Source organism: Flavobacterium pallidum, assembly GCF_003097535.1.
GTDB lineage: Bacteria > Bacteroidota > Bacteroidia > Flavobacteriales > Flavobacteriaceae > Flavobacterium > Flavobacterium pallidum.
In genome coordinates this window covers 2,900,661-2,925,878 of the sequence record NZ_CP029187.1, presented here as the reverse complement: position 1 = coordinate 2,925,878, position 25,218 = coordinate 2,900,661, and the positions used below count along the sequence as shown (strand labels likewise).

The following is a 25,218-nucleotide window of genomic DNA, read 5'->3' as shown; positions in this document are numbered from 1 at the left end:
ATTTTAGGTTTTAGTTAGTCGGAAATCTTTGTGGCGGTGGCGGTAAACTTTTTAGATTTCCCGACTTCCCCATATTCAAAGGTATAGGAATTTTTCGAGGTGGTCAATATTTTCACGCCTATTGCCACGGCTTCACGGTAATTTTTCGGGTCTTTCTTGCGCATGATGTATTCGCAGTCATTCACCCAGCGGATCGTTGCGATTTCCTGCTTTCCGTTTAAAATCCCGGTCTCGAGGCTGTCGTTGCGTTCAAACTCCATGACGGTTTTCTTTCCGTTGACGGTTTGTTCCGTGCGGAATTTCCCGGTTTTGAAATCGGCGCATTTGCGTTCCGGCGGTTCATAACACGACATCATCAGTAACGAAATTGTTGCTAAAAGTATTTTTTTCATTTTTAAGGAGCTTTATCCCGCTTTTCGCTGCAATCTTTTTTGCGGCTCCGCTGCGCTATGCCATAAAAAAGGATTTACGCTGCAATCGGGGCTAGGGTACGTAGTTCTATTTGTTTAATTTGTCCAATTCATCGTCAGTGAAATTACGGATTGCTTTTTCTTTCGAGAACTTATCCGCATTGTAACTTCCGGACTTGTTTCGCGCGATGGAAAGTGTGTCCCATTCGCCTTGCTTGAGCATCTTCGCATAAAAGATGATCTGTCCCACATGGTACGGATAATGTGCCAGCTGCCGGTTTATGGCTTCCACTACGGTGTGTCCTTCGTTCCTGATATATATAATGTCCGAAAGCTGTTCCGGTTTCAGGTTGTCAAGGGCATTGAAAAGGCAGTCCCAGCCTTTGTTCCAGGCATCCAGCATTTCTGTTTTTGATTCATAGGTATCGTTAAATTCATTGTCGCGGTCACGCCATTCCTTTTCGCCGTCGGAGGTCAGGAAGTCGGTCCAGCGGGAGAGCATGTTTCCGGACAAATGCTTTACGATAACGGCAATGCTGTTCGTGTCTTCATTGTCTGAGGCAAACAATTGGCCGTCATGCAGCTGCGCCATGGCTTTTTCCGCGATGGTTTTATAATACAGGAATTGCTTGCGGGCGCTTTCGAGGTAAGCGGAATTGATATCCATAATCAGATGATTTTAATGTCGTATTTGGTAAGCAGGCTGGGCAGTGCTTCAGTTGAAAATTTAGCTTTTTTCATGGGGTTGAATTCCGGATCGATGGCGAAATTGTAAGCCGTCGTGAAATCACATTCCTTCAATTCGGTTTCATTGAAAATGGCACCTTCGAGATTGCAGTGGTCAAAATCAGAATCGGTAAGATTGGCTCCGATAAAAATCGTTTCGCGCAAAGAGCAGTAACTGAAGGTGGTTTTAGGCATTTTCTTATTTTCAAAACACGCATAATCGAGTATTGAATTGTCAAAACTGACGCTGAAAAGGAATTCCTCCGTTTCATCAAAGCGTACGCCAATCAGTTTGCAGCTGGTGAATGAAACCGTCTTTAAGCCCGTTTCCCGCAGTTTGGCCATTCCTAAATTGCAATTGTGGAATTCACAATCCGTAAAAGTATTGTTCGACAAATCACTGCCCGAAAAATCACAGTTGCGGAAGATGCATCCGTCAAATTCCCTGTTCCTCAGGGTCTGGTTGAAAAGGGATAGCTTTTCAAAAACAACATCGATATTTATGAGGTTTTCCATCAATCGGTCATGCTGTTTATGATGGTGATGATGCCTTTGAACATCAGGAAAATGGCGGTAAATGCCAGTACGATCCCAATGCCGAATACCAATGGGAACAAAGGCTGCTGCTTGTTGATAAAGGCAAAATGAATGACTGCAGGACCGACGAACGCGCAGGGCAATGCGAATGTCAGCAGCTTTAATCCTTTGTTTAAAACGTCTTTATTTGTAGGCATTATAATTTATTTTGGAAATTATCGACAGCGCTTCTGACACTGCCATATTGAACCAGCATTTCAATGGCCTGGTCATAACTGACGCCGGTTTCCTCTACGATCATTTTCGCGCCGCGGTCTACGAGCTTGTTGTTGCTGAGCTGCATGTCGACCATCTTATTGCCTTTTACGCGGCCCAAACGGATCATCACGGCTGTGGAAATCATGTTGAGTACGAGTTTTTGCGCGGTACCTGCTTTCATCCGGGAACTTCCTGTTACAAACTCCGGGCCTACGACCACATCTATGGGATGCATTGCCGTTTGTGAAAGCGGGCTGTCAGCGTTGCAGCAAATGCTTCCCGTTAATATATTATTCCTGTTGCATTGCTCCAATCCGCCGATGACATAAGGCGTTGTGCCTGAAGCGGCAATCCCGATGACAGTGTCGTTTGCGCCGATATTCATGTCTGTGAGGTCTTTCCAGGCCTGATTCGCATCATCTTCGGCATTTTCCACGGCGCGCCTGATGGCTTTGTCACCGCCGGCAATAATCCCGTTGACAAGGTCGAACGGCACTCCAAAAGTTGGCGGACATTCAGACGCATCGACAATGCCCAGCCTTCCGGAAGTTCCGGCACCGATATAGAACAGGCGGCCGCCATTTTGCATGCGCGACACGATTTCATTGACGAGTTTTTCTATCTGCGGAAGCGCTTTCTCAACAGCGTAAGGCACTGTTTTATCCTCATTATTGATGTTGGCCAGCAATTCGCTGACCGGCATGGATTCGAGGCTGTTGTATTTTGAGGATTGTTCGGTCGTTTTGGTAAAAGACAAAATATATGGTTTTTTGGTTCTGAACCAAAGTTACGATTTTACAATTAAAATCGCGCGGGATTTTTGATTGCAATAGCAACAAATTGGCGCAATCAGAAAAGCAGTTAAAATGCAGAAGGCACGACTCAATGCGCCTGCCAACATTGGGTAGATGCAGCGCCTTATAGCAGGAACGCTAACAATATCCCAAGTGCGATCATCGATAATTTGGCAACGTTGAATTTGTGGTTTTCGCTGGCTTCAAAAATAATGGTCGAGGAAATGTGGAATAGGATCCCGATGACTATGGCCGTAATCTGAGTGTAATAGTCGTTTAAGACAGACAGCGATTCCGAGGCAAAGGTTCCCAACGGCGTCATGATCGAAAACGCTGCCATGAATATAAAAATCGTGGTTTTTTTCAATTTGCCATTGATGAAGAAAAGCGTCAGGATGACGGCAATCGGCAAGTGGTGGATGGCAATCCCCATGGCCAGGTCGCTGTGGCGGCTAACCGGAAACCCTTCGAGAAAGGCATGGAGGCAGAGGCTGAAGAACAATGTCCATGGCATCGTTTGCATTTCTTCATGGCCGTGTACGTGGCCGTGTTCCGCGCCTTTTGAAAAGAATTCGAGCAGGATCTGGAATAAAATCCCGACCATGATGAATATCCCGACGGCATGCGAATGTCCTTCAACGTTTGCGGCATGGTCGCTTTCATACACTTCCGGGAGCAGGTGCATCACGGTTAAGGACAGCAGGAATGCCCCGCTGAAGGACAGCAGCAGTTTGAGGTTTTTTTTCTTTTTCGGTTGGACAAATATGGCGAATGCATAACCTGCCAACACCGATAACAAAGGGAGTAAATAATTCATTATTTAAATATCATGACCAGTCTTTCGCTTTCTGTTTTGTGGTATTTCCGGAGTTTGTAATCCCCGAAGATATCGAGCAGGAATATCCCGGCTTCTTCCATCATGTTTTCAAAATCCGACAGTGTTAAGGCCTGAACCCTTTCTGTAAAATGATAAGCGTTGCCCTGGTCCTCAAAGTCAATTTCCTTGAAAATATGGCCATCGGCATAGTACCTTTTGATGTTGAAGGTGATGCCATCAATGGTTTTGGTTTCTTCAGGCACCAGGTTATTGATGACATGCGTGGCGTTCATGAAGTCGATTACGGCAAATCCGGTCTCGTTCAGGCTTTCCTTAATGGCCACGAGGGTCCTGGTATTGTCCGCATCATCTTCAAAATATCCGAAGCTTGTAAACAGGTTCAAAACCGCATCGAACTGCTCGGCGCATGGCTGCCTCATGTCATGCACGACAAAATGCAGGCTTTCATTTTCATGTTTCCTGGCTTCTGCAATGCTGTTTTCGGAAAGGTCGGCACCGGTAACGTCATAGCCCAATTCATTCAGGTAAATGGAATGGCGGCCTTTACCGCAGGCTAAATCGAGGATTTTGGCCTGTTCCGGTAAATTCAGGTATTGGGTGATGTTGTCCATAAAAAGCCGTGCCTCGGTATTATCACGGTCTTTGTACAGAATATGGTAGTAAGGCGTGTCAAACCATGAAGCATACCAATTTGATTTCTGATTCTCTTTTTCGGACATATTCTTTTTTCGGATTGAAACGCAAATTTAGACTATTTTTGCCAGATTCAGATAGGAGATGTCAGATATGAGTATTGAGAATGGAACCGTTAATAAATGATATTCTCATATCTCAGTTCTCCATACTCATATCTCAATACTAAAATTTATGGAACAAAATTTTAAGATGATTGCCAAGACCTTTTTCGGTTTTGAAGACATACTGGAAAAAGAGCTCAGGGCCTTGGGTGCACAGGAAGTTGAGGCCGGAGTGCGTATGGTGAGTTTTAAAGGCGATAAGGGCTTTATGTATAAAGCGAACCTGTCGCTGCGCACCGCACTCAAAATCCTGAAGCCGGTATACCATTTCCGTGCGTTTAATGAAGACAGCCTTTACAAAGGGATTTACAGTATGAACTGGTCCCAGTATATGAATCCTGACCAGACATTTGTGATTGATTCGACGGTAAATTCGGAACGGTTTAAACATTCCGAGTTCGTTTCGCAGAAATGCAAGGATGCCATCGTGGACCAGTTCCGGCAAAAATCGGGGCAGCGTCCGAGCGTGGATAAAACACATCCTGATCTTCGGATCAATATCCACATCCATAACGACCAGGTTTCGGTCGCGCTGGATACTTCGGGTGCATCATTGCACCATCGCGGTTACCGTACGGCAACGAACATTGCGCCAATAAATGAAGTACTTGCAGCGGGGATGCTGTTGCTTTCCGGTTGGGATGGGCAGGGCGATTTCCTGGACCCGATGTGCGGTAGCGGAACACTTTTGGCGGAAGCCGCAATGATCGCGTGCAATATTCCGGCAAACATCAACCGCAGGGAATTTGCATTTGAAAAGTGGTCAGATTGGGATAATGAGTTATTTGATATGATTTCCGAATCGTGCCTTAAGAAAGTACGGGAATTCCACTATACGATTAAAGGCTATGACAAGGCACCCTCTGCGGTTTTGAAAGCCAAAGACAATATCCGCAATGCCAACCTGGATGATTATATCACTGTTCATGAACGCAATTTCTTTGATACTGAAAAAGAATCTGCGGGACCGTTGCATATGGTTTTTAATCCGCCGTACGGCGAACGCCTCGATATCAATATGGAACGGTTTTATGCGGAAATAGGGGACACGCTGAAACAAAGCTATCCGAATACTAATGCCTGGTTTATTACCGCCAATATGGAAGCGTTGAAATTCGTAGGGTTGAAACCGTCCCGTAAAATTAAATTGTTCAACGGAAGCCTCGAAGCGCGCCTGGTCAAATACGAAATGTATGAGGGCAGCAAACGCGCGAAATTCAACCCGGGGATGTCTGACAATAATCCAAAATAAAATGAAACCAACTACAAAAGCACTGCTTTATAACTTTGCCTGTTTTGCAGCATTATACCTTGTAATGTATTTCCTTGCAGCCGGATTTACCAACCTGAATGGCTGGCTGAAACCCGTTACCGCTGCTGTCGCCGCAAGTTTACTGGCACCGAAATTCCAGGCCGTGAAAACCGGGGCAGGGGAAAAGGTATTTATGAAATGGATTTTTTTGAAGGGGGTGAAGCAACTCTAGTCGGAGAGTCCGAAAGTTAGTAAAGTCCGAAAGATGGGAAATGATTGGTCTTACTGACTTCCGGACTTTGCCGACTTTGCCGACTTTTCTTCCATCTTCACCTGTTTCTTATACAAAGGCAGGAAGTAAGAAACGGTATAATTAAACCCGAAACCGAAATCGCCATTATAAGTACGGTTGAATCCGGGAATGTATAAATTGTCGAATCCGGATGGTTTTTTATTGGTCACCAAAGTACTTAACCTGATGCTGAAACCCACAAAGGTATTCTTAAAAACCTGCGTCCTCATTCCGGCCACAGCCTCGAGCCATTGGGCGGAAAGGCCGCTGTATTTTTCACCTACGGTAATAGTTGAGCTTTCATTAAAATAAGGATTCGGATTGTACACCTTATAACTGTTGAGTTCCTGGCTGAAAGTGCTGATGCCGTAACGAAGCCCGACATAAATCATATTCTCGAGGTCAAGCCAGTTTTCATGCATATTATAATCGAAACCGAAGCGCAGGAAAGTCCCTTTGGTCGTAAAATTCAACTGGTCCTCATCAGTGGTTTTGCTTTCATTCCCGATTTCAGCGGCCAGGTAATATTTCCTGGTCAGGCGGTAGTCGCCGGTAAATTCCAATCCTTTATAATCTTTGTCATAAACCGAGCGCGACAATTTAAAAAGATCGGCACCGATGCGAAGACCATAGCGTTCCTTTTTCGGCTTGACCGAATCTTTTTTGGTTTCCTGCGCCTGAAGCATCAAACCAAGGCAAAGAAAAACCGCACTAAAAAAATATCTTGACGTGTGTTTCATTTTCAGTTTCCAGGTTTGATTTAATGATTTCTACATTCCTGATCCAGTTTCCGGAATTGGCCGTCGGAATATTGTTGATGATTAACGGCGAAGTATTGTCGTTAAAGTCGGGATTCAGTTTAAAAAGGGTCTTGTATCCACAGGCACGCGACACATATTCACTCGTGCGGGTATAATTCAGCCTGATGATATCGGTTACGTTTAAAACCGCGTTGCCTGAATTCAGTGTCAGCGTATATTCTACCGTATCGTCATTGATTTTTAGCGGAAGCATGATTTTGTTAGTATTGGCGAGGTAACGGTTTTGATCCTCTTCCGGTAGCGTGCTGTTGAACACAATGGCTTCATCAGCACCGGTTCCCATGACTTTCAGGTCTGTAACGTTTTTAAGCACTGCCGGATTGGTGTAGTCATAAAATTCGATGACAAGCCTTGGTGTGGTGGATGTAGATGAATCACAGATGTCGTCTTTCTCGCAACCGCAAAGCGCTAAGGCAAGCAAAAACAATAAATATATCTTTTTCATATTGTAACCTGGTTTCCGGAATTATCTTTTTTCTAAAAGTACGACATTTTCAACGTGGTGCGTTTGCGGGAACATATCTACGGGACGCACGCGGGTCACTTTATATTTTTCATCCATCAGCGCCAGGTCTCTTGCCTGTGTAGCCGAATTACAGCTTACGTAAACCACTTTATCGGGTGCAATCTTCAGGATTTGCTCCACTACGTCCTTGTGCATGCCGTCTCTTGGTGGATCGGTGATAATCACATCAGGATGGCCATTTGCGGCGATAAAGGCTTCATTGAAAACCACTTTCATGTCTCCTACAAAGAAATCACAATTCGTAATCCCATTGCGCCTTGCATTTTCCTTCGCATCTGCAATGGCTTCAGGAACGGCTTCCACCCCAACCACTTTTTTGGCCATTTTGGAAACAAACTGTGCTATGGTGCCGGTGCCGGTGTACAGGTCATATACGGTTTCATTCCCGGTAAGACTGGCAAAGTCGCGGGTGATTTTGTATAACTCATATGCCTGTGCCGAATTTGTCTGGTAAAACGACTTGGCATTGATGCTGAATTTCAAACCTTCCATTTCTTCATAAATGAAATCGCGTCCTTTATATAATATGACCTTCTGGTCGTAGATCGTATCGTTTGGTTTGCCGTTGATGACGTATTGCAGCGAAGTGATTTGTGGGAATTTTTCAGAAAGGAAATCCAGAAGCAATTCACGTTGCGGCTTATTTTCCTTAAAGAATTGGATCAATACCATGATTTCACCTGTTGATGCCGTACGGATCATCAACGTGCGCAACAGCCCTTCATGGTTCCTGGGGTCGAAAAATTCAAGGTTATTTTCGATGGCAAATTTGCGTATTTCATTTCGGATCTGATTGGAAGGATCTGCCTGCAGATGGCATTCGGTAATGTCAAGGATTTTGTCCCACATCCTGGGAATATGGAAACCCAAAGCGTTGCGGCTGTCGATTTCATCAGATGTCCCGATCTCTTTTTCGGTCAGCCAACGGGAATTTGAAAACCCGAATTCCATTTTGTTGCGGTAAAAAAATTGCTTTTCCGAACCAAGGATCTGCTCAAACTCCGGCAATTCGATTTTCCCGATGCGCTGCAGGTGGTTTCTGACTTCATTGTGCTTGTAATGCAATTGCTGGCTGTATTTCATGTTTTGCCATTTGCAGCCGCCGCAAACGCCGAAATGCTGGCATTTCGGTTCAGTGCGATGTTCTGAAAACGAATGGAAACGAAGGGCTTTCCCTTCATAATATGCTTTCCTTTTTTTGAAAGTCTGAACATCTACGGTATCGCCCGGAACCACATTTGGAATGAAAATTACTTTGCCATCAGGAGCTTTCGCAACTGAAACGCCTTTTGCACCTGCATCGAGGACTTCGATATTTTCAAAAACGATTTTGTCTGTCTTTTTTGCTGCCATGCCGCAAAAGTAAGCTTAAAATTAAAACCCTCAATATTTTTAAGTTCCGTCGCAATAATTTTTTGTTGATGTATGAATAATGCTATATTTGAAAAACCAACACGGTAACGATTTCGTAGTTATCGAAATCAATATTGAAACACCATTGGCATGAAATTATACGCTTCCTTATCCAACGTAGGGTTTTTAAAAAACCACTATGCCGGAAAATTTTTATTTGTCGCTTTTGTAGGAATCCATATTCCGCTCATAGGCCTGATTTTTTTCATTTCTTTTTATGAAACCAATATTTCACCTACATCCATCCTATTAATGGCGTTGGCCATGACCTTGTTGGCAACAGCAGTTACGCTGATATTATTGAAAAAACTCATTAGTCCCATAGAAGCCGCATCAAAAGCACTGGAAAGTTACCGCACAACACGCACCATGCCCAATCTCCCGACAGAGCATACCGATGCTGCCGGATTGTTGATGGCCAATATACAGTCGGCGGTAAAAATCAACGAAAGCCTGATTCAGCAGAAGCAGGATCTTGCGGGACTGCTTTCAAATGATATGAAGGCTTTTGCTGAAATCCCATTGGCGGCTGCTCAGAAAATCATCGGTTTACAGCCGTCACAAGCCATCATTTCTGAAGCCAATGCGATTATCACTTCTGCTGGAAAGCAAAAGGATTTCCTTGAGACTTATGTTGCCATATTGCAAGAAGAAGAAGCACTTTCGAAAAAAATGTTTAAGGTCAGGGGCATCAAATTTGATGAAATCGTGGGCCTGATCAAGAAAAAATTTGCGGAGAAGCTCCAGGAGAAGGACATCAGCCTGGTTACCGATGTCAAGATCATCGAGACACACCTTCGCATTGACAGTGAATCCCTGCTGACGGTGCTTACAAACCTGATCGATAATGCCATTAAATATTCTCCTGCCGGGGAAACCATTAAACTCAGCGTCTACAGGCACCATTCCCACATCAAAATTTCAGTGGCCGATAACGGTGCCGGATTTGATGCGGGTAGCACTAAGGACCTGTTCAGGCTCACCAATATGACGCGTTCTGATAAAGAAGGCAAGCCGAACGGGATGAGCCTGTACCTTTCGAGCCAGATCATTAAGAAGGCCGAAGGCATGTTTTATGCAGAAAGCGGCGGCGACCAACAGGGCGCGACTTTCTTCATTGACCTGAAATTATACAGGAGAAAGTAATATTTTGTTTGTGTTAATTTTTCGCTAGCCGGATTGTATTTTTGCAGATTAACACGTAAATTTAGGCAACTAAAAATTTTCATATGAAACGCAATGCAACAGCAGTCTGGAAAGGTTCCCTGAAAGAAGGAAACGGAAGGCTCACTACACAAAGTAAAGTACTCGACAATTCACAGTATTCCTTCAAGACCCGCTTTGAGGACGGCATCGGGACAAATCCTGAAGAGCTTATAGCAGCAGCGCATTCCGGCTGTTTTACGATGCAGCTTTCGGCATATATCAGCGAGGAAGGCTATGAGATCGAAAGTATTGAAACCAAATGCGATATCGATTTTCAGAACGGCTCCATCGTCAGTTCGGTGTTGACCGTGAATGGAAAAGTGAACGGTATTACTGCAGATAAATTCCAGGAACTTGTGGAGAAAGCCGAAAAGAATTGCCCGATCTCCAAATTGCTTAACACAGCAATCTCTTCTACAGCGACCTTGCTTTAAAGATAAATTTCATTCTGAGTGCGCCTCATTTCCAAAAGGGAATGGGGCGTTTTCAGGCATATTTGAATATATTTGCAAAAAATATAAGGTTCTCAATTTTATATTACTTTTACGCGACAAACGGATGATTTCTCTCCATAAGAAGGAATTGTAAAAACTTATTCTAAAAATCAGTATTAATGTCAGTTTTAGAAAAAATCAGTTCAGCAGCATTTATCGAGATTGAAAACAAGTATGGCGCGCACAATTACCATCCGTTGCCTGTAGTGTTAAGCCGTGGGAAAGGCGTGTATGTGTGGGATGTAGAAGGGAAAAGGTATTACGATTTCCTGTCCGCATATTCCGCAGTAAACCAGGGCCATTGCCATCCGGATATCGTGGAAGCACTGATCAACCAGGCGCAGACATTGACGCTGACTTCAAGAGCTTTCCACAATGACAGGTTGGGTATTTATGAAAAATTCCTCTGTGAATATTTCGGATTTGATAAAGTTTTGCCAATGAATACCGGCGCTGAAGCAGTTGAAACCGCCCTGAAACTTTGCCGTAAATGGGCTTATGAAGTCAAAGGCATTGCTGAACATCAGGCGCAGATCATCGTTTGCGAAGGCAATTTCCACGGAAGGACTACTACGATCATCTCGTTTTCAAATGATGAGAATGCACGTAAGAATTTCGGGCCATATACCGAAGGATTTATTAAAATTCCTTATGATGATATTGAGGCTCTGGAGCAGGCTTTGTCATCAACCAACAATATTGCCGGTTTCCTTGTGGAGCCGATACAGGGTGAAGCGGGCGTTTATGTACCAGCTGACGGTTATCTTGCCAAAGCCAAAGCGCTTTGCGAAAAGCACAATGCCTTATTTATTGCCGATGAGGTGCAGACGGGTATTGCCCGTACCGGTAAATTGCTTGCGGTACACCATGAAAATGTACAGCCGGACATCCTGATTTTAGGGAAAGCGATTTCAGGCGGCGTTTATCCGGTTTCAGCTGTTTTGGCCAATGACAATGTGATGCATGTGATCAAGCCAGGGCAACACGGATCGACTTTTGGCGGAAATCCACTGGCAGCAGCGGTAGCCGTAGCGGCATTGGAAGTCGTGGAGCATGAAAACCTTGCTGAAAATGCGGCATATCTGGGGAATATCTTCAGGGAAAAAATAGGCGACTATATTAGGGAATCGGGTATAGCAACGCTGGTGCGTGGCAAAGGACTGCTTAACGCGATCCTGATTAATGACACAGAAGAAAGCGATACGGCATGGAATATCTGCCTGCGTTTGGCGCATTACGGACTTTTGGCCAAACCGACGCATGGCAATATCATCCGCTTTGCTCCGCCGTTGGTCATGACTGAAGAGCAATTGGAAGATTGCATCAGCATTATCATTAAAACGCTGAAAGAATTTGAAAAATAATAGAAACCCGCTTTTAAAGCGGGTTTTTTGTTTGAGTGCTGCATTAAGGTATAGATTAATTCAGCTGGAAGTTTAACAATAGGTGTGTGTTTTACGTAAAACAATGTCGCGGGAAAATTGTATTTTACCTTCAGGGAAGGGGATAATGTCATCCCTACAAAATTAAATTCTTCTTTAGGTGTGCAAAATCCACAGCAATTGTTAAAGTTACATATTTTACTTTATTAAAATTTTTAGTTGATTCAAGGATTTGCTTTTGTTTAAAACTTTTTAGGCCTGAAAAGCGTTATCGACGCTATTTTGTTAAATTTGAGAATTAACTTTTAAAACTGAACATTATGGAAGGCAATTCTTCGTTTGAAAAATTTGAAATGCAATTAACCGATTCCGGTAAGGAGTTCCTTAGGGAAGTAGGAAAATGGGCCAATTTTTTAAGTATCATCGGTTTTGTATACCTGGGACTTATGGTGCTTTTGACGCTGGCCATTATAATCACCGGAAATTCATCGCTGATCAATCCCGCCGGTGCCAATGAAGGTGTGCAGGAAATCAGTGTCGGAATTTTATCGGTTATAATGATCATTGCCATCGCAATCATGTTTTTCCCGATTTTTTACCTGAACAAGTTTGCCGTAAACCTGAAGAAAGCGTTTCGCGAGAACAGCTCGGAGTACCTCACAAATTCGTTAGAATACCTGAAATCACATTATAAATTCGTAGGGATATTTACGATTATCTTCCTATCCATTTATGTATTGGCCTTTTTACTGATGATTGTGGCGTTTATCTCGGGAGCCGGTGCTTAATGCTCCACGAATATTTTTATATCCGTTTCGGCTACCGGAACGGATTTTTTCTTTGTTTGGAAAGTCCGTACTTTTAGGCCAAAATGCACCACATGAAAAAAATACTGATTCCACTGATATTCGTTTCAATATTTCTGGCACTTTATGAACAGAGCAAAGCGCAGCCGAATGTGTACGTGATGATTGGGGCGGTTGCCGTTTTTATGTTTTGCATGATGCGGCTAAGCGCTAAGATCCCAAGTAAAAACCAGGATAAAGATGATGATGATGTTCAGTAAAGGCGATAAAATAATGGTACTGGATGATGATATCGAGGGCATCGTAATCGGCATGCAGGGCGACCAGGTGAAGGTGGAAACTACGGATGGCTTTGAACTTACGTTCCGTCAAAAGGAATTGCTGAAGGTAAGTGGGTCCGAAATTAATTTTTCGCCCGGGAATATGAACCAAATCCTGAAGGAAAAAGAAATTCCGAAACCACGGAGTTTTGTCAAAGAGAAAAAGACAAAAGAACTTCCGGTACCCGAATTTGACCTGCACATTGAAAAATTAGTGAAGAACCATCGCGGAATGAATAATTTTGACATCCTGAACCTGCAGGTTGAAACGGCCAGACGCCATATTGATTTTGCGATCAGCAACCGCATCCCTAAAATCGTATTCATACATGGGGTGGGAGAGGGAGTGCTCAAAGCGGAACTGGATTTCCTTTTAGGCCGGTATGACAACCTTGATTTCCATGATGCCAATTTCCAAAAGTACGGCGCCGGCGCTACGGAGATTTATTTCAGGCAGAATGCCAAGAGGAATTAGGATTGTAGGATTTTAAGACTGTAAGATTATAAGAATGATTGTCCGTAACCAGAAAATCTGATTATCTAAAGCGCAGCGGTCTTAAAACCCCATATCTTAATTCGTAACGTATTCCCCGAAAAGATAATTCGTGCCAAATGTGAATTCCAATCCGTCAGTATTTTTGAATTTTACATTCCTAAAATGGATGGTATGGATGAAATTGCTGCCACTGGTAGTAGTTTCCACCTCAACGAGCCCACTGATGCCATCCACTCCGTTTTGGGCATTCCATATTTCTGAAATGGCACCTACATTGCCGCTGCAAAGAATATCCTGGGTGATGACATTGCTATACACCACAAATAAAAGCTGTCCTTCGCCATTGATGTAAAACTGTCTCGGGTTTCCTATAGTAGTAGCCTCATTGGCAAAGAGTGTATCTAAAGTGGCCTGATCCAGATTTAAAGCGAGTATCTGGTTTCCTGATAATTTATAAAGCAGGTTGTTTGTAGTACAGGTCTGTACATTTTCGATATTCGTAAAATCTACCGGCTTGTTGCGGTTCAGCGTGGTATAGGTGCCAAAATTAATTTGCTCTGTCGTCTGATGTTCGTCGTTCCCGCGGTTAAAAGTGATATTTTTAAAGATGATGTTGTGGCTGAACGACGTAATGAGGCTCTCACCGGTTGCTGCCACTTCAGTATTGACAGCTCTTGTTGTGATTTCAATGGTACCGCCTTCTGCATTCCATTCGTCGATTACTTTTGGAGTCGATGGCGGAATGTTGCTGCAAAGCGTAGAAGCTGTTATTGGTCCGTCATATACCCTGTAAATTACTTGTACAGTACCTGTAATCGGAATCTGGATAGGCGTATCCGCCGGCGTTTCCTTATTGATGAACCTTGTTTGCGGGACCTGGATAATGAGCGCTTCATTTCCATTGTATTTGTATAAGAAAAAGTCGTTGGTGTCTTCTCCGCAGGTTCGCGTCTGTGCTGATTCAAAATCGAATGATTCTACTTTAATATCCCCGTCATTACAGCTGTTAAGCAGGATACTGCAACATAATAAAACCAGAAATTTCTTCATGTCCTTTTTCTATTTTGAGCAAAAATAAGTAAAAAAAAAGGAATTCGCGGGCCGCACTTCACAATGAAATCACAAATTCCTTAGCTTTGCACCGATGAAAAAAATATATTTAGATAACGCTGCCACAACCCAGGTCCGCGCTGAAGTCATAGCAGAAATGATGAGGATACTGGCAGATGATTTTGGAAACCCGTCGTCGTCACACAGTTTTGGGAGGATTTCCCGTAATACCATAGAATTGTCCCGCAAAGCGATTGCCGCCCAGCTTCATGCCCATGCCGGTGAGATCATATTCACGTCAGGCGCGACTGAGGCAAACAACTGGATTATACGTAATGCAGTTGTAAACCTTAAAGTTGAGCGCATCATCACTTCAAAAATCGAGCATCATGCGGTGCTTCATGCTGTGGAAAGGATGGGGCAAGAGTACGGGGTGATTGTAGATTATGTAAAAATACTTCCTGATGGCGGCATTGATATGGCGCATTTGGAGTCTTTGCTTTCGCAGGATAAACCTACTTTAGTATCATTGATGCATGTCAACAATGAAACCGGAGTCATTACAGATATTGAAGCTGTTGCTAAAATGGCCAAACTTTATGGAGCCTATTTCCATTCCGATACGGTGCAGTCTGTCGGGAAACTCAGGATTGATGTCCAGCAATTTCCAATAGATTTCCTGGTGGCGAGTGCGCATAAATTCCACGGCCCTAAGGGTATCGGATTTGCCTACATCAGGAAAGGGCTCGCCATAAATCCTGTTTTTTTCGGAGGTGAGCAGGAAAAAGGATTGCGACCTGGTACGGAATCAGTGCATAATATTGCGGGGATGGCAAAAGCGCTCGAACTTTCTTATGCGCAACTTGAATCTGATGAAAGCCACATCAGGTCGGTTAAGCAATATGCCTTTGATCAATTGTCAGGCCGGTTTCCAGAAATGAAAGTGAATGGAAATGCAGACTTTACTTTATACAACATATTGAATGTGCTGTTGCCCTTTTCACCTGAAAAAACATCCATGATCCTGTTTAACCTCGATATGAAAGGTATCGCAGTATCACGCGGCAGCGCCTGCCAGTCCGGAAGCCCAAAACCGTCGCATGTGCTAGCGGAAATGCTGGGTGGTAGTGATCTTGAGAAACCCAGCCTGCGGATATCCTTCAGCCATTATAATTCACAGGACGACATCGATGAATTGGTGAAGGCGCTGATGATGATTTGATAAATCGATATCAGTAAAAAAGCATTATGTTTGCCACAAACAAATTAAAACACATATGAAAAAACTATTGATTACCGCAATCGTATTTTGCGGATGTACACTTGGCGTATTGGCTCAGGCTAAAGGTGATATCGAGCTTGCTTTCGGAACGGGAGTAAACTTCTCTACTGCGCGCACTTCTGAAAACCAGGCGGACACCAAAACAGGATTTAATGTCAGTGCAGGAGCCGATTTTTATTTTTCCGACCGATGGAGTATTAAGGCAAAATTATATTATGACCAAAAAGGATGGAACAACGGCTATATTACTGATGGGAGCAATTATTTAATCACTGATTTCAGGTTGAATTACCTGACCGTACCTGTCATGGCCAACTGGCATTTTGGTAAAAAAAGGAACTGGTACCTGAATTTTGGGCCGTATGCCGGATTCCTGCTTAAGGCGGAAGCAACGAATTATGATTTGGATGTGAAAGATTATTACAAGAGTAATGATTTTGGTTTGGCCTTGGGCATTGGGGTGAAAATTCCGGTATCAGACAAACTGAAGTTTTTTATAGAATATGACGAACAGGCAGGTTTCAGTGAAATCCTTCAAGATGATTTTGGTAATGGTATCAGCAACGACAGGGGTGCCTTTAATATCGGATTGAATTTCCTACTGAAGTAACAGTTCAAATAACAAAAAAAGAGTCCCGTATGCAACGGGACTTTTTTTATTTCCTTTTTACCAACACCTGATAAGTCCAAGGGTCCAGCTCAAATATATCGTCGCCCTGAATCGATGTTTCCTTGTTTGTAAAAAGCTCGGTATAATTCCCTTTCTGGTATTTCGAATCCAGTGTTACCGTTGCCGGTTTATCGCTGTAATTGACTATTGCGATAACCTGGTCCCCATCGTTTGCCCTTGAAAATGAAATGACCTGATCCGGTTTGTCATTAAAGATGCGTACCATTACGCCGCCGCTGTTTCCGTTCCATAACGCATGGTTCTGGTGTTTGAGGCCAAAAAGTGTGGTATATAGTGGAGCATACGGAAATTCCGACCAGTCAATCTCATCTTTGTCAAAGAATTTCAGGGAACGTGCCAGTCCCGCTTCCTGCCCTCCATATACCAGCGGCATGCCGTTAATGAGGGTACACAATACCATTGATGCTTTAAGTCCCGCACCAAAGTTGGCAACCATATTCCCATTCCACGAATTCATGTCATGGTTGTCTGTGAACAGCATGCGGTAGCCGTTGCGCGGGAAAGTGCTCACATCATGCGCCATATATTCTACAAGACCGGCCATACTTTTTTTGTCTTTGGTTACGGCAGTCATTTTTTCAAATAAGGTCCACGAATAAGTCATGTCAAATGCTTTTTTATGGAGGTCGCGCGATTCCCATTCGGCAAGCATAAAAACAGGCTTGACTGCATCAAGTTCAGCGCGGGCATTGTCCCAGAAGTCGGTCGGGACAAAACCTGCCGTGTCGCAGCGGTACCCATCAATATTGAAATTCTTAACCCAATATACCAAAGCACCAGTCATGTATTTGCGGAGTTCCGGCTTTTCGTAATCAAAATCGATCACATCATCCCAGTCATACCAAGGTGTCGGCTGAAAATGTCCTTCCGGGGTTTTCGAATACCAATCAGGATGTTCTTTGGCCAGCGGATTGTCCCACGCAGAATGATTTGCGACCCAGTCAATAATAATGTGCATCCCCATGGCATGAATTTTATCAACAAGATGCTTAAAATCGGCTTCGGTACCGAATTCAGGATTCACCCCAAAATAATCCCTGACAGAATATTCGCTTCCCAAAGTACCCTTCCTTTTTTCAACACCAATAGGATGGATTGGCATCAGCCAGATAATATCGATTCCCATAGCTTTCAGCCTTGGCAGGTGTGATTCGAAGGCCTTAAATGTTCCTTCACGGGTATACTGGCGGATATTCACTTCATAAATCGTCGCATTTTTGGTCCAATCGGGATGCTTTATTTCGACATATTCTTTTGGTTTATAACGGTCGTTTGAATTTGTAGCTCCGTCTTTGGTTGATGAATTGCAGCCTGAAACAAGCAGCAGGGCAGCAGGGATCATAAAAGCGAATAGCTGTTTCATGTCTTTGGGGTTAAGGTATTTAAAGATATAAAAATCCGCCGACAGTATTGTGCAGCGGTCATTTTTTCTTATTTTTTCCAATTTTCCCTCATGGCTTTGTAAGCTTTTTTGGAAATATGCGATTTCCGTTTGCTCCTTGCAACACCTTTTCTGCGCCGTGCGTTGATATTATTTACAAGTGAATTTTTCACACCGAGCCGGTTTTTCCGTTTGCTGTTTTTCCTGGAACGCTTGATCCGTCTTTTCATTTTAAAGGCAATTTGCATGTAAAATTAAACGAGACTGAAAAGTAGTTTTTTACAGCTTTACAAGATTGTTTTTCAGGATTGCACGCAAAAAAAAAACCGCTCCTGTGAAGGAACGGTCTTTATTGCTTCCGTATGATATGAATGATTATGCTTCTTTCGGTGGGTTTGATTTCGTTGCAGGCTTTTTAGCCTCGTCTTTAGCATCCATCATTTCCATCAGTTTCATGCCCAATAAGCCACTGATAGAGCCATCTGTGCCATTGTTCCCTGAAATCAATACGTCCGGAATGACCTTGATTTTACCTTTGCCGATTTCCTCGGTAATTTTATACTTGGTGAAATTGTCACCGCCCATAGCAGAAACCTGTAATTGGTAGGCTTCCGCAGTCGATTTACCGATGGCCATGATTTTTTCGGCTTCGGCAAGACCGGTTTTTGAAATCTTTTCAGCTTCGGCACTGGCGTTGAGTTTGGTCGCTTCCGCTTGTGCACCGGCACGGGCTTTCGTGGCTTCTGCCTCTGCATTGGCGCGCATTTTAGTGGCTTCCGCTTCCGCATTGACGTTTAATTTCAAACTTGTGGCATCACCTTCCGCTTTTTTTACCGTAGCATCGGCAGTCCTTTGTGCGATTTCGACGCTTTGGGATGCACGTACGATTTCCTTCTGCATGTCGGCAATGGCGGTTTCCTTTTCCATTCCCTGGCGTTGCTCCTGGGCCATTTTCTGGGTTTGGTATGTTTTCTGTTCTTCTTCGGCGAGTTTCCTGTCTGTGAGGGTTTTCATCAATGAATCCGGCGGAACGATGTCGCCGATCAACGTATCGACTGCATTCACATTGTATTCGTCGAGCACCACCTTGATGTGGTTTTTAGCAGACTCCTGACGTTCTTTACGTGTGCTTAAGAAAGAAATTACGTCGCTTTCCTGAGCCGAGTTCCTGAAGTAATTCCCGATTGTAGGCTCTAAAACCTGTGAGACCAGATTGGTCATACTTCCAAAACGGGCTATGACTTTCGGGGCTTCATTCGCCGGTACATGGATGATCTGCGAAACATCAAGGTTGAACGGGAAACCGTCTTTGGAACGCACCGTAATGGTAGAAAGGTTGTGGTCGAGGTTATGCGCTTCGCTGCGTGCATCCGCCCAGTTCAGTACTAAATTGGTCGTAGGTACAGGTTCAAGTTTGGTCGTATATTTATTAAGGGCATATTTTCCGGGACCCAGTGGCTCCATCCATACGCCGCGCTGGCCTTTGGATACGATATTTCCGTGTTTGAAATGCTCACCGGTAACGTCCAGCCCATCTTCACCGATATACGATATTACGACGCCTACATACCCGATCGGTACATCGGTCATAGGGTTTTGCTCGATTTGGATGGCCCAGGTATTGATGTAATAAGAACCTGCCAACATTACCTGTGGCTGCAGTCCGCGGTTTCCGCCATTATTCAGGAAGAAATCGACATCCTGGAAATTATTATGGCCTTCTACGTTCTTACCTGCAATTTGTCCCTGCGGAATCGGGTCGCCGTCAAGTGCCGTAACCACACCGATCATATTTTCGAAAATCTTGATCTGGTCTGCAATCACGATTTCAAATAAGAAAGTGTTTATACGATAAGAACCGGTAGTGATAAACGCTGTCTGCCTTCCCTTTTGCCCTCCATTGTTAAGGAATGCCGTGGCATCCTGATAATTGTCACAGTCCACTTTACGCGCGAGGATACGACCTGTTGGGATTTCCCTGCCGTCCTTACTCAATATCAGACCGATTTTGCCTTCAGGAATGATCGTAAATGCAGTCATATCGACGCTGTATTGCCAAATCCACATGCCCCAGTATAAACCCGGAGCCAATGTTTTTGCCTGAAAACCCGCTTCGCCTTTAGTGGCGATGATACGACCATCGGGCAATGATTTTTCAGTGCCGAAAAGCACGAATTTTTTGGTCACGAGACCAATCTTATCTTCAGGTACGATCACCATACCGAAGAACACACGAAGTACGAATTTGTACATAAGAATACCCAGCAGGACGAGGAGCACCCACCAGTAAGAAGCAAGAATTGTTGTCATTTTTGGTTGAATTTTTGTAGTGTAAAATTACTAAGGATTTAAGAAATTGTTTAGAAGATTTCAGGGATTAACGCAACATCGTTAGTTTATGTTGATTTTGATGGGAAACCCTTCAGAAACTGAGGACTTTTGCTTCAAATGTGGTGGTTTTGTCAAAAAGTGCCTGAGTGCCTGAGTTTTGAAGGCACTGTAATAATAACAAAAAAAAACCGCCCAAAAGGACGGTTCAATATTTCAAAATCGAAGTTTGCACTAAGGCACTAAGGCACTAAGGCACTAAGGCACTAAGGCACTAAGGCACTAAGGCACTAAGCAACTACAAATGAATCACTTCATCATACGCTGCAGCCGCCGCTTCCATAATTGCCTCGCTCATGGTTGGGTGGGGGTGGATAGATTTGATGATTTCGTGGCCCGTAGTTTCCAGTTTCCTGGCGACAACAGCTTCAGCAATCATGTCGGTAACGCCTGCGCCGATCATGTGGCAGCCCAGCCATTCGCCATATTTGGCATCAAAAATCACTTTTACAAAACCATCAGCGGCACCGGAAGCTTTTGCTTTTCCGGAAGCGGAGAATGGGAATTTCCCGATTTTCAGTTCGTACCCTTTTTCTTTGGCCTGTTTTTCGGTTAAGCCTACAGAGGCGATTTCCGGCGTAGCATAAGTACATCCCGGGATATTTCCGTAATCGATCTTATCGACATGCAGGCCTGCGATTTTTTCGACACAGGTAATCCCTTCTGCGGAAGCGACATGAGCAAGCGCAGGACCAGGAACAACATCACCGATGGCATAGTAACCCGGAATGTTCGTCTGGTAGAAATCGTTTACCAAAATCTTATCGCGGTCGGTGGCGATACCCACTTCTTCCAAACCGATATTTTCAATATTCGATTTGATTCCGACAGCGGAAAGCAGGATGTCGGCTTCAAGGATTTCTTCACCTTTGGCAGTTTTTACGGTAGCTTTTACGCCGTTGCCGGAAGTGTCGACTTTCTCTACTGATGCATTGGTCATGATCTTTACACCGGCTTTTTTCATGGAGCGTTCCATTTGCTTGGAAACTTCTTCATCCTCAAGAGGCACAATATTGGGAAGGAATTCTACGATGGTAACATCAGTTCCCATGGAATTGTAGAAATGTGCAAATTCGACACCGATAGCACCTGAACCCACAACAATCATCGATTTCGGCTGGTCAGGCAATGACATGGCCTGGCGGTACCCGATGACTTTCTTACCGTCCTGTGGCAGGTTCGGCAATTCTCGTGAGCGTGCGCCTGTAGCGATAATGATGTGATCTGCGGTAAATTCGGTAACGGTACCATTGTTATCTACGTCGACTTTCTTGCCCGGCTTGATTTTTCCGGCACCTTCAATCACATCGATTTTATTTTTTTTCATCAGGAACTGCACGCCTTTGCTCATGCCATCTGCCACACCGCGCGAACGTGAAATCACTGCGTTGAAATCTTTGTCATATTCTTTGATCGTGAGTCCATAGTCGGAAGCGTGTTTTAAGTAATCAAAAACCTGTGCCGACTTCAGCAATGCTTTTGTAGGGATACAACCCCAGTTCAGGCAGATACCGCCGAGGTTTTCCTTTTCGATTACAGCAACCTTGAAACCAAGTTGCGATGCCCTGATGGCAGTTACATATCCGCCCGGGCCACTTCCTAAAACTATAATATCGTATTTCATTTTTAAGTGTTTTTCTAATGAATTTGAGTTAGCGAAAATAAGGATTTATTTTTAAAGAGGAAAGATAAAAGACCGTTGGACCGTATAGTGGAAAATCACTGTGCTTCATTAATATTACCCACTTTCTTAATGACAGATACAATTGTCGTAGCAATAATCGCCCCGGAAAATGCCAGGAAAATATCCTTCTGCGCATCCCAGATGTCGCCTTGCGTGCCGAGATAGGCAGCGCCTTGTTCCTTAAACAATATGTCGGCAACGGCCCACTCAATCAATTCATAAAATGCGCTGATGGATAAAGTGATCTCGATGGGCAATGTCCAGGCGACCCATGCAGGGAATTTCAGCCATTTGAGGAACATTTCACGCATGGGGTAGGCGAGCAGGAACCCGAAGCTGAAATGCACGATACGGTCATAATGGTTTCGGGGTAAATCAAGCGCATCTTTCAGCCAATATCCGAAAGGATTTTCTGCGTAAGTGTATTTCGAACCATAGACATGAAGGCACAGGTAAATGCAAATCAATAAATAACTCAGGTCGCTGAACTGGTATTTTTTGTACGTAAAAATAAGGAAGCCGAGGAATAGGAATACGAGCGTGTTTTCCAGCAACCAGTTCGAAGTGTCCGTATTTCCTATATAAGAATTTATCCAACAAATGACAAATACGACAATGAACGCCTGTAGCCATCGGTTTTGTTTCAGCATTTTTCTTTCCCGGGAAATGGCAATGGTAAATGGCATAATTTAGTTTTTTACTTCGGTTAAAAATTGGGAATCATACAAATTCCGGTAGTGGCCGCCTTCAATCGCAAGCAATTGCTGGTGTGTACCGTGCTCAACGATCAGTCCTTTGTCCATCACGACGATCTTATCAGCATTGACAATGGTGGCGAGACGGTGCGCAATCACGATCGATGTACGGCCTTTGGTGATGGTTTCCGTGGCGCGCTGTATCAGTTCCTCCGAATAGGTATCGATGGAAGATGTCGCTTCGTCAAGCACCAGGATGGCGGGATTACTGACGTATGCGCGTAAGAACGCAATCAATTGCCTTTGCCCTGATGAGAGCATCGCGCCGCGTTCCTTAACGTTGTAATCATAGTTTCCGGGAAGGCTCATGATAAAACCATGCACACCGATCTTCCTCGCCGCTTCAATGACCTGTTCCCGGCTGATGGCTGGGTTGTTCAGCGTAATGTTGTTCAGAATAGTATCCGCAAAAAGGAAAACGTCCTGCAATACCACACCAATTTGGTTTCGAAGCGATTCCAGTCGATAGTCACGAATGTTGCTTCCATCAATACAGATTTCCCCGCTGTTGATTTCATAAAACCGGTTCATCAGGTTGATGATGGTCGATTTTCCGGCACCCGTAGAACCGACAATAGCGATGGTTTCACCAGCTTTTACTTTAAGATTAATGCCTTTAATGACTTCCTCGTTTTCAATATATCCAAAGTGTACGTCTTTAAATTCAATATTTCCGGTAAATGATGGGGCTTCCGTCACACCATCATCCTGCACCTGGTCTTCGCTGTCAAGGATGTCGAAGACGCGGTTGGCAGCAATCATCCCCATTTGCATTTCGTTGAATTTGTCAGCAATCTGCCGCAACGGATTGAAAAGCATCGTAATGAACATCGTATAGGAAAACAAATCCCCGAATGTGGTGGTCGTATCACCACCCAAAATCCGCAAACCGCCATACCATACCACACAACCCAGTGTCAATGCCGAAATCATATCGGCTATAGGAAAAAAGATCGAGTTATACCACACGGTCTTGATCCACGCTTTGCGGTGGCGGTTGTTGATGTAGCGGAATTTCTCATATTCAATTTCCTCTCGGTGGAAAAGCTGCACGATCTTCATACCCGTAACGCGCTCCTGTACAAAGGTGTTCAGGTTTGATAACTCGTTGCGGACCTGCTCGAACGCAAGCTGCATCTTCTTTTGGAATATCCGGGTGATGTATACCAGGATAGGCATCGCGATAATGACAATCCAGCTCAGTTTCCAGTTCAGGTAAAACATGAGGAATAAGAGCGCCACCATTTTAGCCAAATCACTCAGGATCATGAAAAGTCCCTGGCTGAAGATTTTGGCAATGGCTTCGATGTCCGAAACGGTCCTTGTCACAAGCTGCCCCACGGGAGCCATGTCGAAATATTTCATGCGGAATGTAAACATGTGGCGGAACAATTTGTTCCGGATGTCACGAATAATATCCTGTCCGAGCCAATTCGCCCAATACACGAAATAAAATTGCGAAAGCACCTCCATAATCAGCGCGCCGCCCATGGCAAGGATGTAATACAATAATCCGAGTTCGTCCTTCTTGCTGATGTAATCGTCGATGGTTCCCTTAAGCAATGCCGGCCTCAGCGCTGCAAATACCGCCAGTAAGACGGCCCATACAATGACACCGTTAAACCTGCCGCGATATGGTTTTGTATACACCATGATGCGTTTGAATACGCGGGAATCGAATGCTTTTGCGCCGCTCATTTTTAGATGATGGAATTTGGGATTTGACTATTATTATCTGCGATATACGGATAATCTATTTCAGTTAAAAACAACCCTTGTGCGGGGACTGAAAACCCTGCTTTGCTCCGGTCTTTGCTTTCAATAATGCTTTTGAGGCTGTCCACCGAAATCTTATTCCTGCCGATATTGACTAAAGTGCCTACAATCGCACGTACCATATTGCGCAAAAACCGATCTGCTGAAATCCTGAAGATTAAAGCATTATTTTCAGTGTGCCAATAGGCTTCTGTGATTTTGCAATTGAATGTATTTACGTCTGTATTCACTTTTGAAAAACACTGGAAATCGGTGTAATCCAGAAGCATCGCCGCTGCCATGTTCATCGCTTCGACATCCAGCGGAAGCTCGTAGTGCCAGCCCGTTTCATTCCCGAAAACATTTTTTTTGGTGAAAATATGATACTCATAAGTGCGCTTTATCGCATCAAAACGCGCATGGGCATCATCGTGAACTTTGGTAATATCAGCAATGGCAATATCTTTCGGAAGATAGGAATTGAGCTTTTGCACCAAAACCGGAATCGATTCCAAAGGCCCCATGTCGAAATGCGCGTACATTTTTTTAGCATGAACTCCGGTATCAGTACGTCCGGCAGCAACCAAATAGATCTTTTGGCTAAAAATGACTGACATGGCTTTTTCTAAAACCTCCTGTACGGACATAGCATTGGGTTGGGATTGCCAGCCGTGGTAATGAGTGCCGTTATAGGAAAATTCAATAAAGTAGCGCATGTTAAGTTTGCAGTCGCAGCCTCAGCAGGCAGTTAGTTCGCCATATCGGACCGAAAGACAAAGGTAATTAAGAATTATGAATTATGGATTAGGAATTTAGTGCAGAAAGTCAAAGTAGTGTGCTGTGGGAATTTGTAACTTTGGCACT

At 44.0% G+C, this 25,218-nt stretch carries 27 protein-coding genes; 10 read left to right on the top strand and 17 right to left on the bottom strand.

Annotated features, from left to right (window positions below; genetic code table 11):
- Positions 1-14 precede the first annotated feature (14 nt).
- The 7 genes from HYN49_RS12160 to HYN49_RS12130 form a co-directional block, all read right to left on the bottom strand.
- On the bottom strand, positions 15-392 hold the full coding sequence (locus HYN49_RS12160; protein ID WP_108904366.1) for a DNA topoisomerase IV: 378 nt from the start codon (positions 390-392) through the stop codon (positions 15-17).
- A gap of 106 nt (positions 393-498) precedes the next feature.
- A complete protein-coding gene (locus tag HYN49_RS12155) occupies positions 499-1,077 on the bottom strand; it encodes a DUF1572 family protein (protein ID WP_108904365.1) in 579 nt (192 codons plus the stop codon).
- A gap of 2 nt (positions 1,078-1,079) precedes the next feature.
- A complete protein-coding gene (locus HYN49_RS12150) occupies positions 1,080-1,652 on the bottom strand; it encodes a pentapeptide repeat-containing protein (RefSeq protein WP_108904364.1) in 573 nt (190 codons plus the stop codon).
- Positions 1,652-1,870: a DUF6095 family protein gene (locus tag HYN49_RS12145; RefSeq protein WP_108904363.1), complete on the bottom strand. Its 219-nt coding sequence runs from the start codon at positions 1,868-1,870 to the stop codon at positions 1,652-1,654. Before HYN49_RS12145 ends, HYN49_RS12150 begins: the two co-directional genes overlap by 1 nt.
- Positions 1,870-2,688 (bottom strand): N-acetylmuramic acid 6-phosphate etherase, encoded by an 819-nt coding sequence (gene murQ / locus HYN49_RS12140; protein ID WP_108904362.1) that lies wholly within the window; start codon positions 2,686-2,688, stop codon positions 1,870-1,872. Before murQ ends, HYN49_RS12145 begins: the two co-directional genes overlap by 1 nt.
- 161 nt (positions 2,689-2,849) lie before the next feature.
- Positions 2,850-3,542: a ZIP family metal transporter gene (locus tag HYN49_RS12135; RefSeq protein WP_108904361.1), complete on the bottom strand. Its 693-nt coding sequence runs from the start codon at positions 3,540-3,542 to the stop codon at positions 2,850-2,852.
- Complete coding sequence (locus HYN49_RS12130; protein ID WP_108904360.1) at positions 3,542-4,282, bottom strand: class I SAM-dependent methyltransferase; 741 nt, start codon at positions 4,280-4,282, stop codon at positions 3,542-3,544. The genes HYN49_RS12135 and HYN49_RS12130 overlap by 1 nt, the downstream gene beginning before the upstream one ends.
- A 148-nt stretch (positions 4,283-4,430) precedes the next feature.
- Here HYN49_RS12130 and HYN49_RS12125 point away from each other — a divergent pair, with 148 nt between their 5' ends.
- Together HYN49_RS12125 and HYN49_RS12120 are read left to right on the top strand one after the other, a co-directional pair.
- A complete protein-coding gene (locus HYN49_RS12125) occupies positions 4,431-5,612 on the top strand; it encodes a THUMP domain-containing class I SAM-dependent RNA methyltransferase (protein WP_108904359.1) in 1,182 nt (393 codons plus the stop codon).
- A gap of 1 nt (position 5,613) precedes the next feature.
- Complete coding sequence (locus HYN49_RS12120; RefSeq protein ID WP_108904358.1) at positions 5,614-5,844, top strand: hypothetical protein; 231 nt, start codon at positions 5,614-5,616, stop codon at positions 5,842-5,844.
- Positions 5,845-5,894: 50 nt separating this feature from the next.
- On the opposite strand, the gene HYN49_RS12115 is transcribed toward HYN49_RS12120, so the two are convergent.
- Genes HYN49_RS12115 through rlmD form a run of 3 tightly spaced genes read right to left on the bottom strand, consistent with a single transcriptional unit; the run spans position 5,895 to position 8,604 of the window.
- The gene (locus HYN49_RS12115; RefSeq protein ID WP_108904357.1) at positions 5,895-6,644 is read right to left on the bottom strand and encodes a DUF6048 family protein; all 750 of its coding nucleotides are present in this window, start codon (positions 6,642-6,644) and stop codon (positions 5,895-5,897) included.
- On the bottom strand, positions 6,616-7,170 hold the full coding sequence (locus tag HYN49_RS12110) for a DUF6452 family protein (RefSeq protein ID WP_108904356.1): 555 nt from the start codon (positions 7,168-7,170) through the stop codon (positions 6,616-6,618). The genes HYN49_RS12115 and HYN49_RS12110 overlap by 29 nt, the downstream gene beginning before the upstream one ends.
- A 21-nt stretch (positions 7,171-7,191) precedes the next feature.
- Positions 7,192-8,604, bottom strand: a complete 1,413-nt coding sequence (rlmD, locus tag HYN49_RS12105; protein WP_108904355.1) for a 23S rRNA (uracil(1939)-C(5))-methyltransferase RlmD — start codon at positions 8,602-8,604, stop codon at positions 7,192-7,194.
- Between the two features lie 150 nt (positions 8,605-8,754).
- Between rlmD and HYN49_RS12100 the strand changes: the two genes are divergently transcribed.
- The 6 genes from HYN49_RS12100 to HYN49_RS12075 all read left to right on the top strand — a co-directional run bounded on the left by HYN49_RS12100 (position 8,755) and on the right by HYN49_RS12075 (position 13,347).
- Positions 8,755-9,810 (top strand): sensor histidine kinase, encoded by a 1,056-nt coding sequence (locus tag HYN49_RS12100; protein WP_108904354.1) that lies wholly within the window; start codon positions 8,755-8,757, stop codon positions 9,808-9,810.
- An 83-nt stretch (positions 9,811-9,893) separates the two neighbouring features.
- Positions 9,894-10,304 carry an OsmC family protein gene (locus tag HYN49_RS12095; RefSeq protein WP_108904353.1) on the top strand — a complete coding sequence of 137 codons (411 nt, stop codon included), beginning with the start codon at positions 9,894-9,896 and terminating at the stop codon, positions 10,302-10,304.
- A 179-nt stretch (positions 10,305-10,483) separates the two neighbouring features.
- Complete coding sequence (gene rocD, locus HYN49_RS12090; RefSeq protein WP_108904352.1) at positions 10,484-11,728, top strand: ornithine--oxo-acid transaminase; 1,245 nt, start codon at positions 10,484-10,486, stop codon at positions 11,726-11,728.
- A 338-nt stretch (positions 11,729-12,066) separates the two neighbouring features.
- Positions 12,067-12,534: a DUF5362 family protein gene (locus HYN49_RS12085; protein WP_108904351.1), complete on the top strand. Its 468-nt coding sequence runs from the start codon at positions 12,067-12,069 to the stop codon at positions 12,532-12,534.
- 92 nt (positions 12,535-12,626) lie between these two features.
- Entirely contained in the window at positions 12,627-12,812 is a 186-nt protein-coding gene (locus HYN49_RS12080; protein ID WP_108904350.1) for a hypothetical protein, read from the top strand.
- On the top strand, positions 12,802-13,347 hold the full coding sequence (locus HYN49_RS12075) for a Smr/MutS family protein (RefSeq protein ID WP_108904349.1): 546 nt from the start codon (positions 12,802-12,804) through the stop codon (positions 13,345-13,347). Before HYN49_RS12080 ends, HYN49_RS12075 begins: the two co-directional genes overlap by 11 nt.
- A gap of 96 nt (positions 13,348-13,443) precedes the next feature.
- On the opposite strand, the gene HYN49_RS12070 is transcribed toward HYN49_RS12075, so the two are convergent.
- The gene (locus HYN49_RS12070; protein ID WP_108904348.1) at positions 13,444-14,418 is read right to left on the bottom strand and encodes a hypothetical protein; all 975 of its coding nucleotides are present in this window, start codon (positions 14,416-14,418) and stop codon (positions 13,444-13,446) included.
- A gap of 94 nt (positions 14,419-14,512) precedes the next feature.
- Between HYN49_RS12070 and HYN49_RS12065 the strand changes: the two genes are divergently transcribed.
- Positions 14,513-15,640: a cysteine desulfurase family protein gene (locus HYN49_RS12065; RefSeq protein WP_108904347.1), complete on the top strand. Its 1,128-nt coding sequence runs from the start codon at positions 14,513-14,515 to the stop codon at positions 15,638-15,640.
- Positions 15,641-15,695: 55 nt separating this feature from the next.
- A complete protein-coding gene (locus HYN49_RS12060) occupies positions 15,696-16,310 on the top strand; it encodes a porin family protein (protein WP_108904346.1) in 615 nt (204 codons plus the stop codon).
- Between the two features lie 46 nt (positions 16,311-16,356).
- On the opposite strand, the gene HYN49_RS12055 is transcribed toward HYN49_RS12060, so the two are convergent.
- From HYN49_RS12055 to truA, 6 genes are all read right to left on the bottom strand, one after another.
- The gene (locus HYN49_RS12055; RefSeq protein WP_245892182.1) at positions 16,357-17,754 is read right to left on the bottom strand and encodes an alpha-amylase family glycosyl hydrolase; all 1,398 of its coding nucleotides are present in this window, start codon (positions 17,752-17,754) and stop codon (positions 16,357-16,359) included.
- Between the two features lie 393 nt (positions 17,755-18,147).
- A complete protein-coding gene (locus tag HYN49_RS12045) occupies positions 18,148-20,082 on the bottom strand; it encodes an SPFH domain-containing protein (protein ID WP_108904345.1) in 1,935 nt (644 codons plus the stop codon).
- 316 nt (positions 20,083-20,398) lie between these two features.
- Entirely contained in the window at positions 20,399-21,784 is a 1,386-nt protein-coding gene (lpdA, locus tag HYN49_RS12040) for a dihydrolipoyl dehydrogenase (protein WP_108904344.1), read from the bottom strand.
- 95 nt (positions 21,785-21,879) lie between these two features.
- Positions 21,880-22,530 (bottom strand): DUF2238 domain-containing protein, encoded by a 651-nt coding sequence (locus HYN49_RS12035; RefSeq protein WP_245892179.1) that lies wholly within the window; start codon positions 22,528-22,530, stop codon positions 21,880-21,882.
- A gap of 3 nt (positions 22,531-22,533) precedes the next feature.
- Positions 22,534-24,297: an ABC transporter ATP-binding protein gene (locus HYN49_RS12030; RefSeq protein WP_108904343.1), complete on the bottom strand. Its 1,764-nt coding sequence runs from the start codon at positions 24,295-24,297 to the stop codon at positions 22,534-22,536.
- A gap of 2 nt (positions 24,298-24,299) precedes the next feature.
- On the bottom strand, positions 24,300-25,070 hold the full coding sequence (gene truA, locus HYN49_RS12025) for a tRNA pseudouridine(38-40) synthase TruA (protein ID WP_108904342.1): 771 nt from the start codon (positions 25,068-25,070) through the stop codon (positions 24,300-24,302).
- Positions 25,071-25,218: the final 148 nt, after the last annotated feature.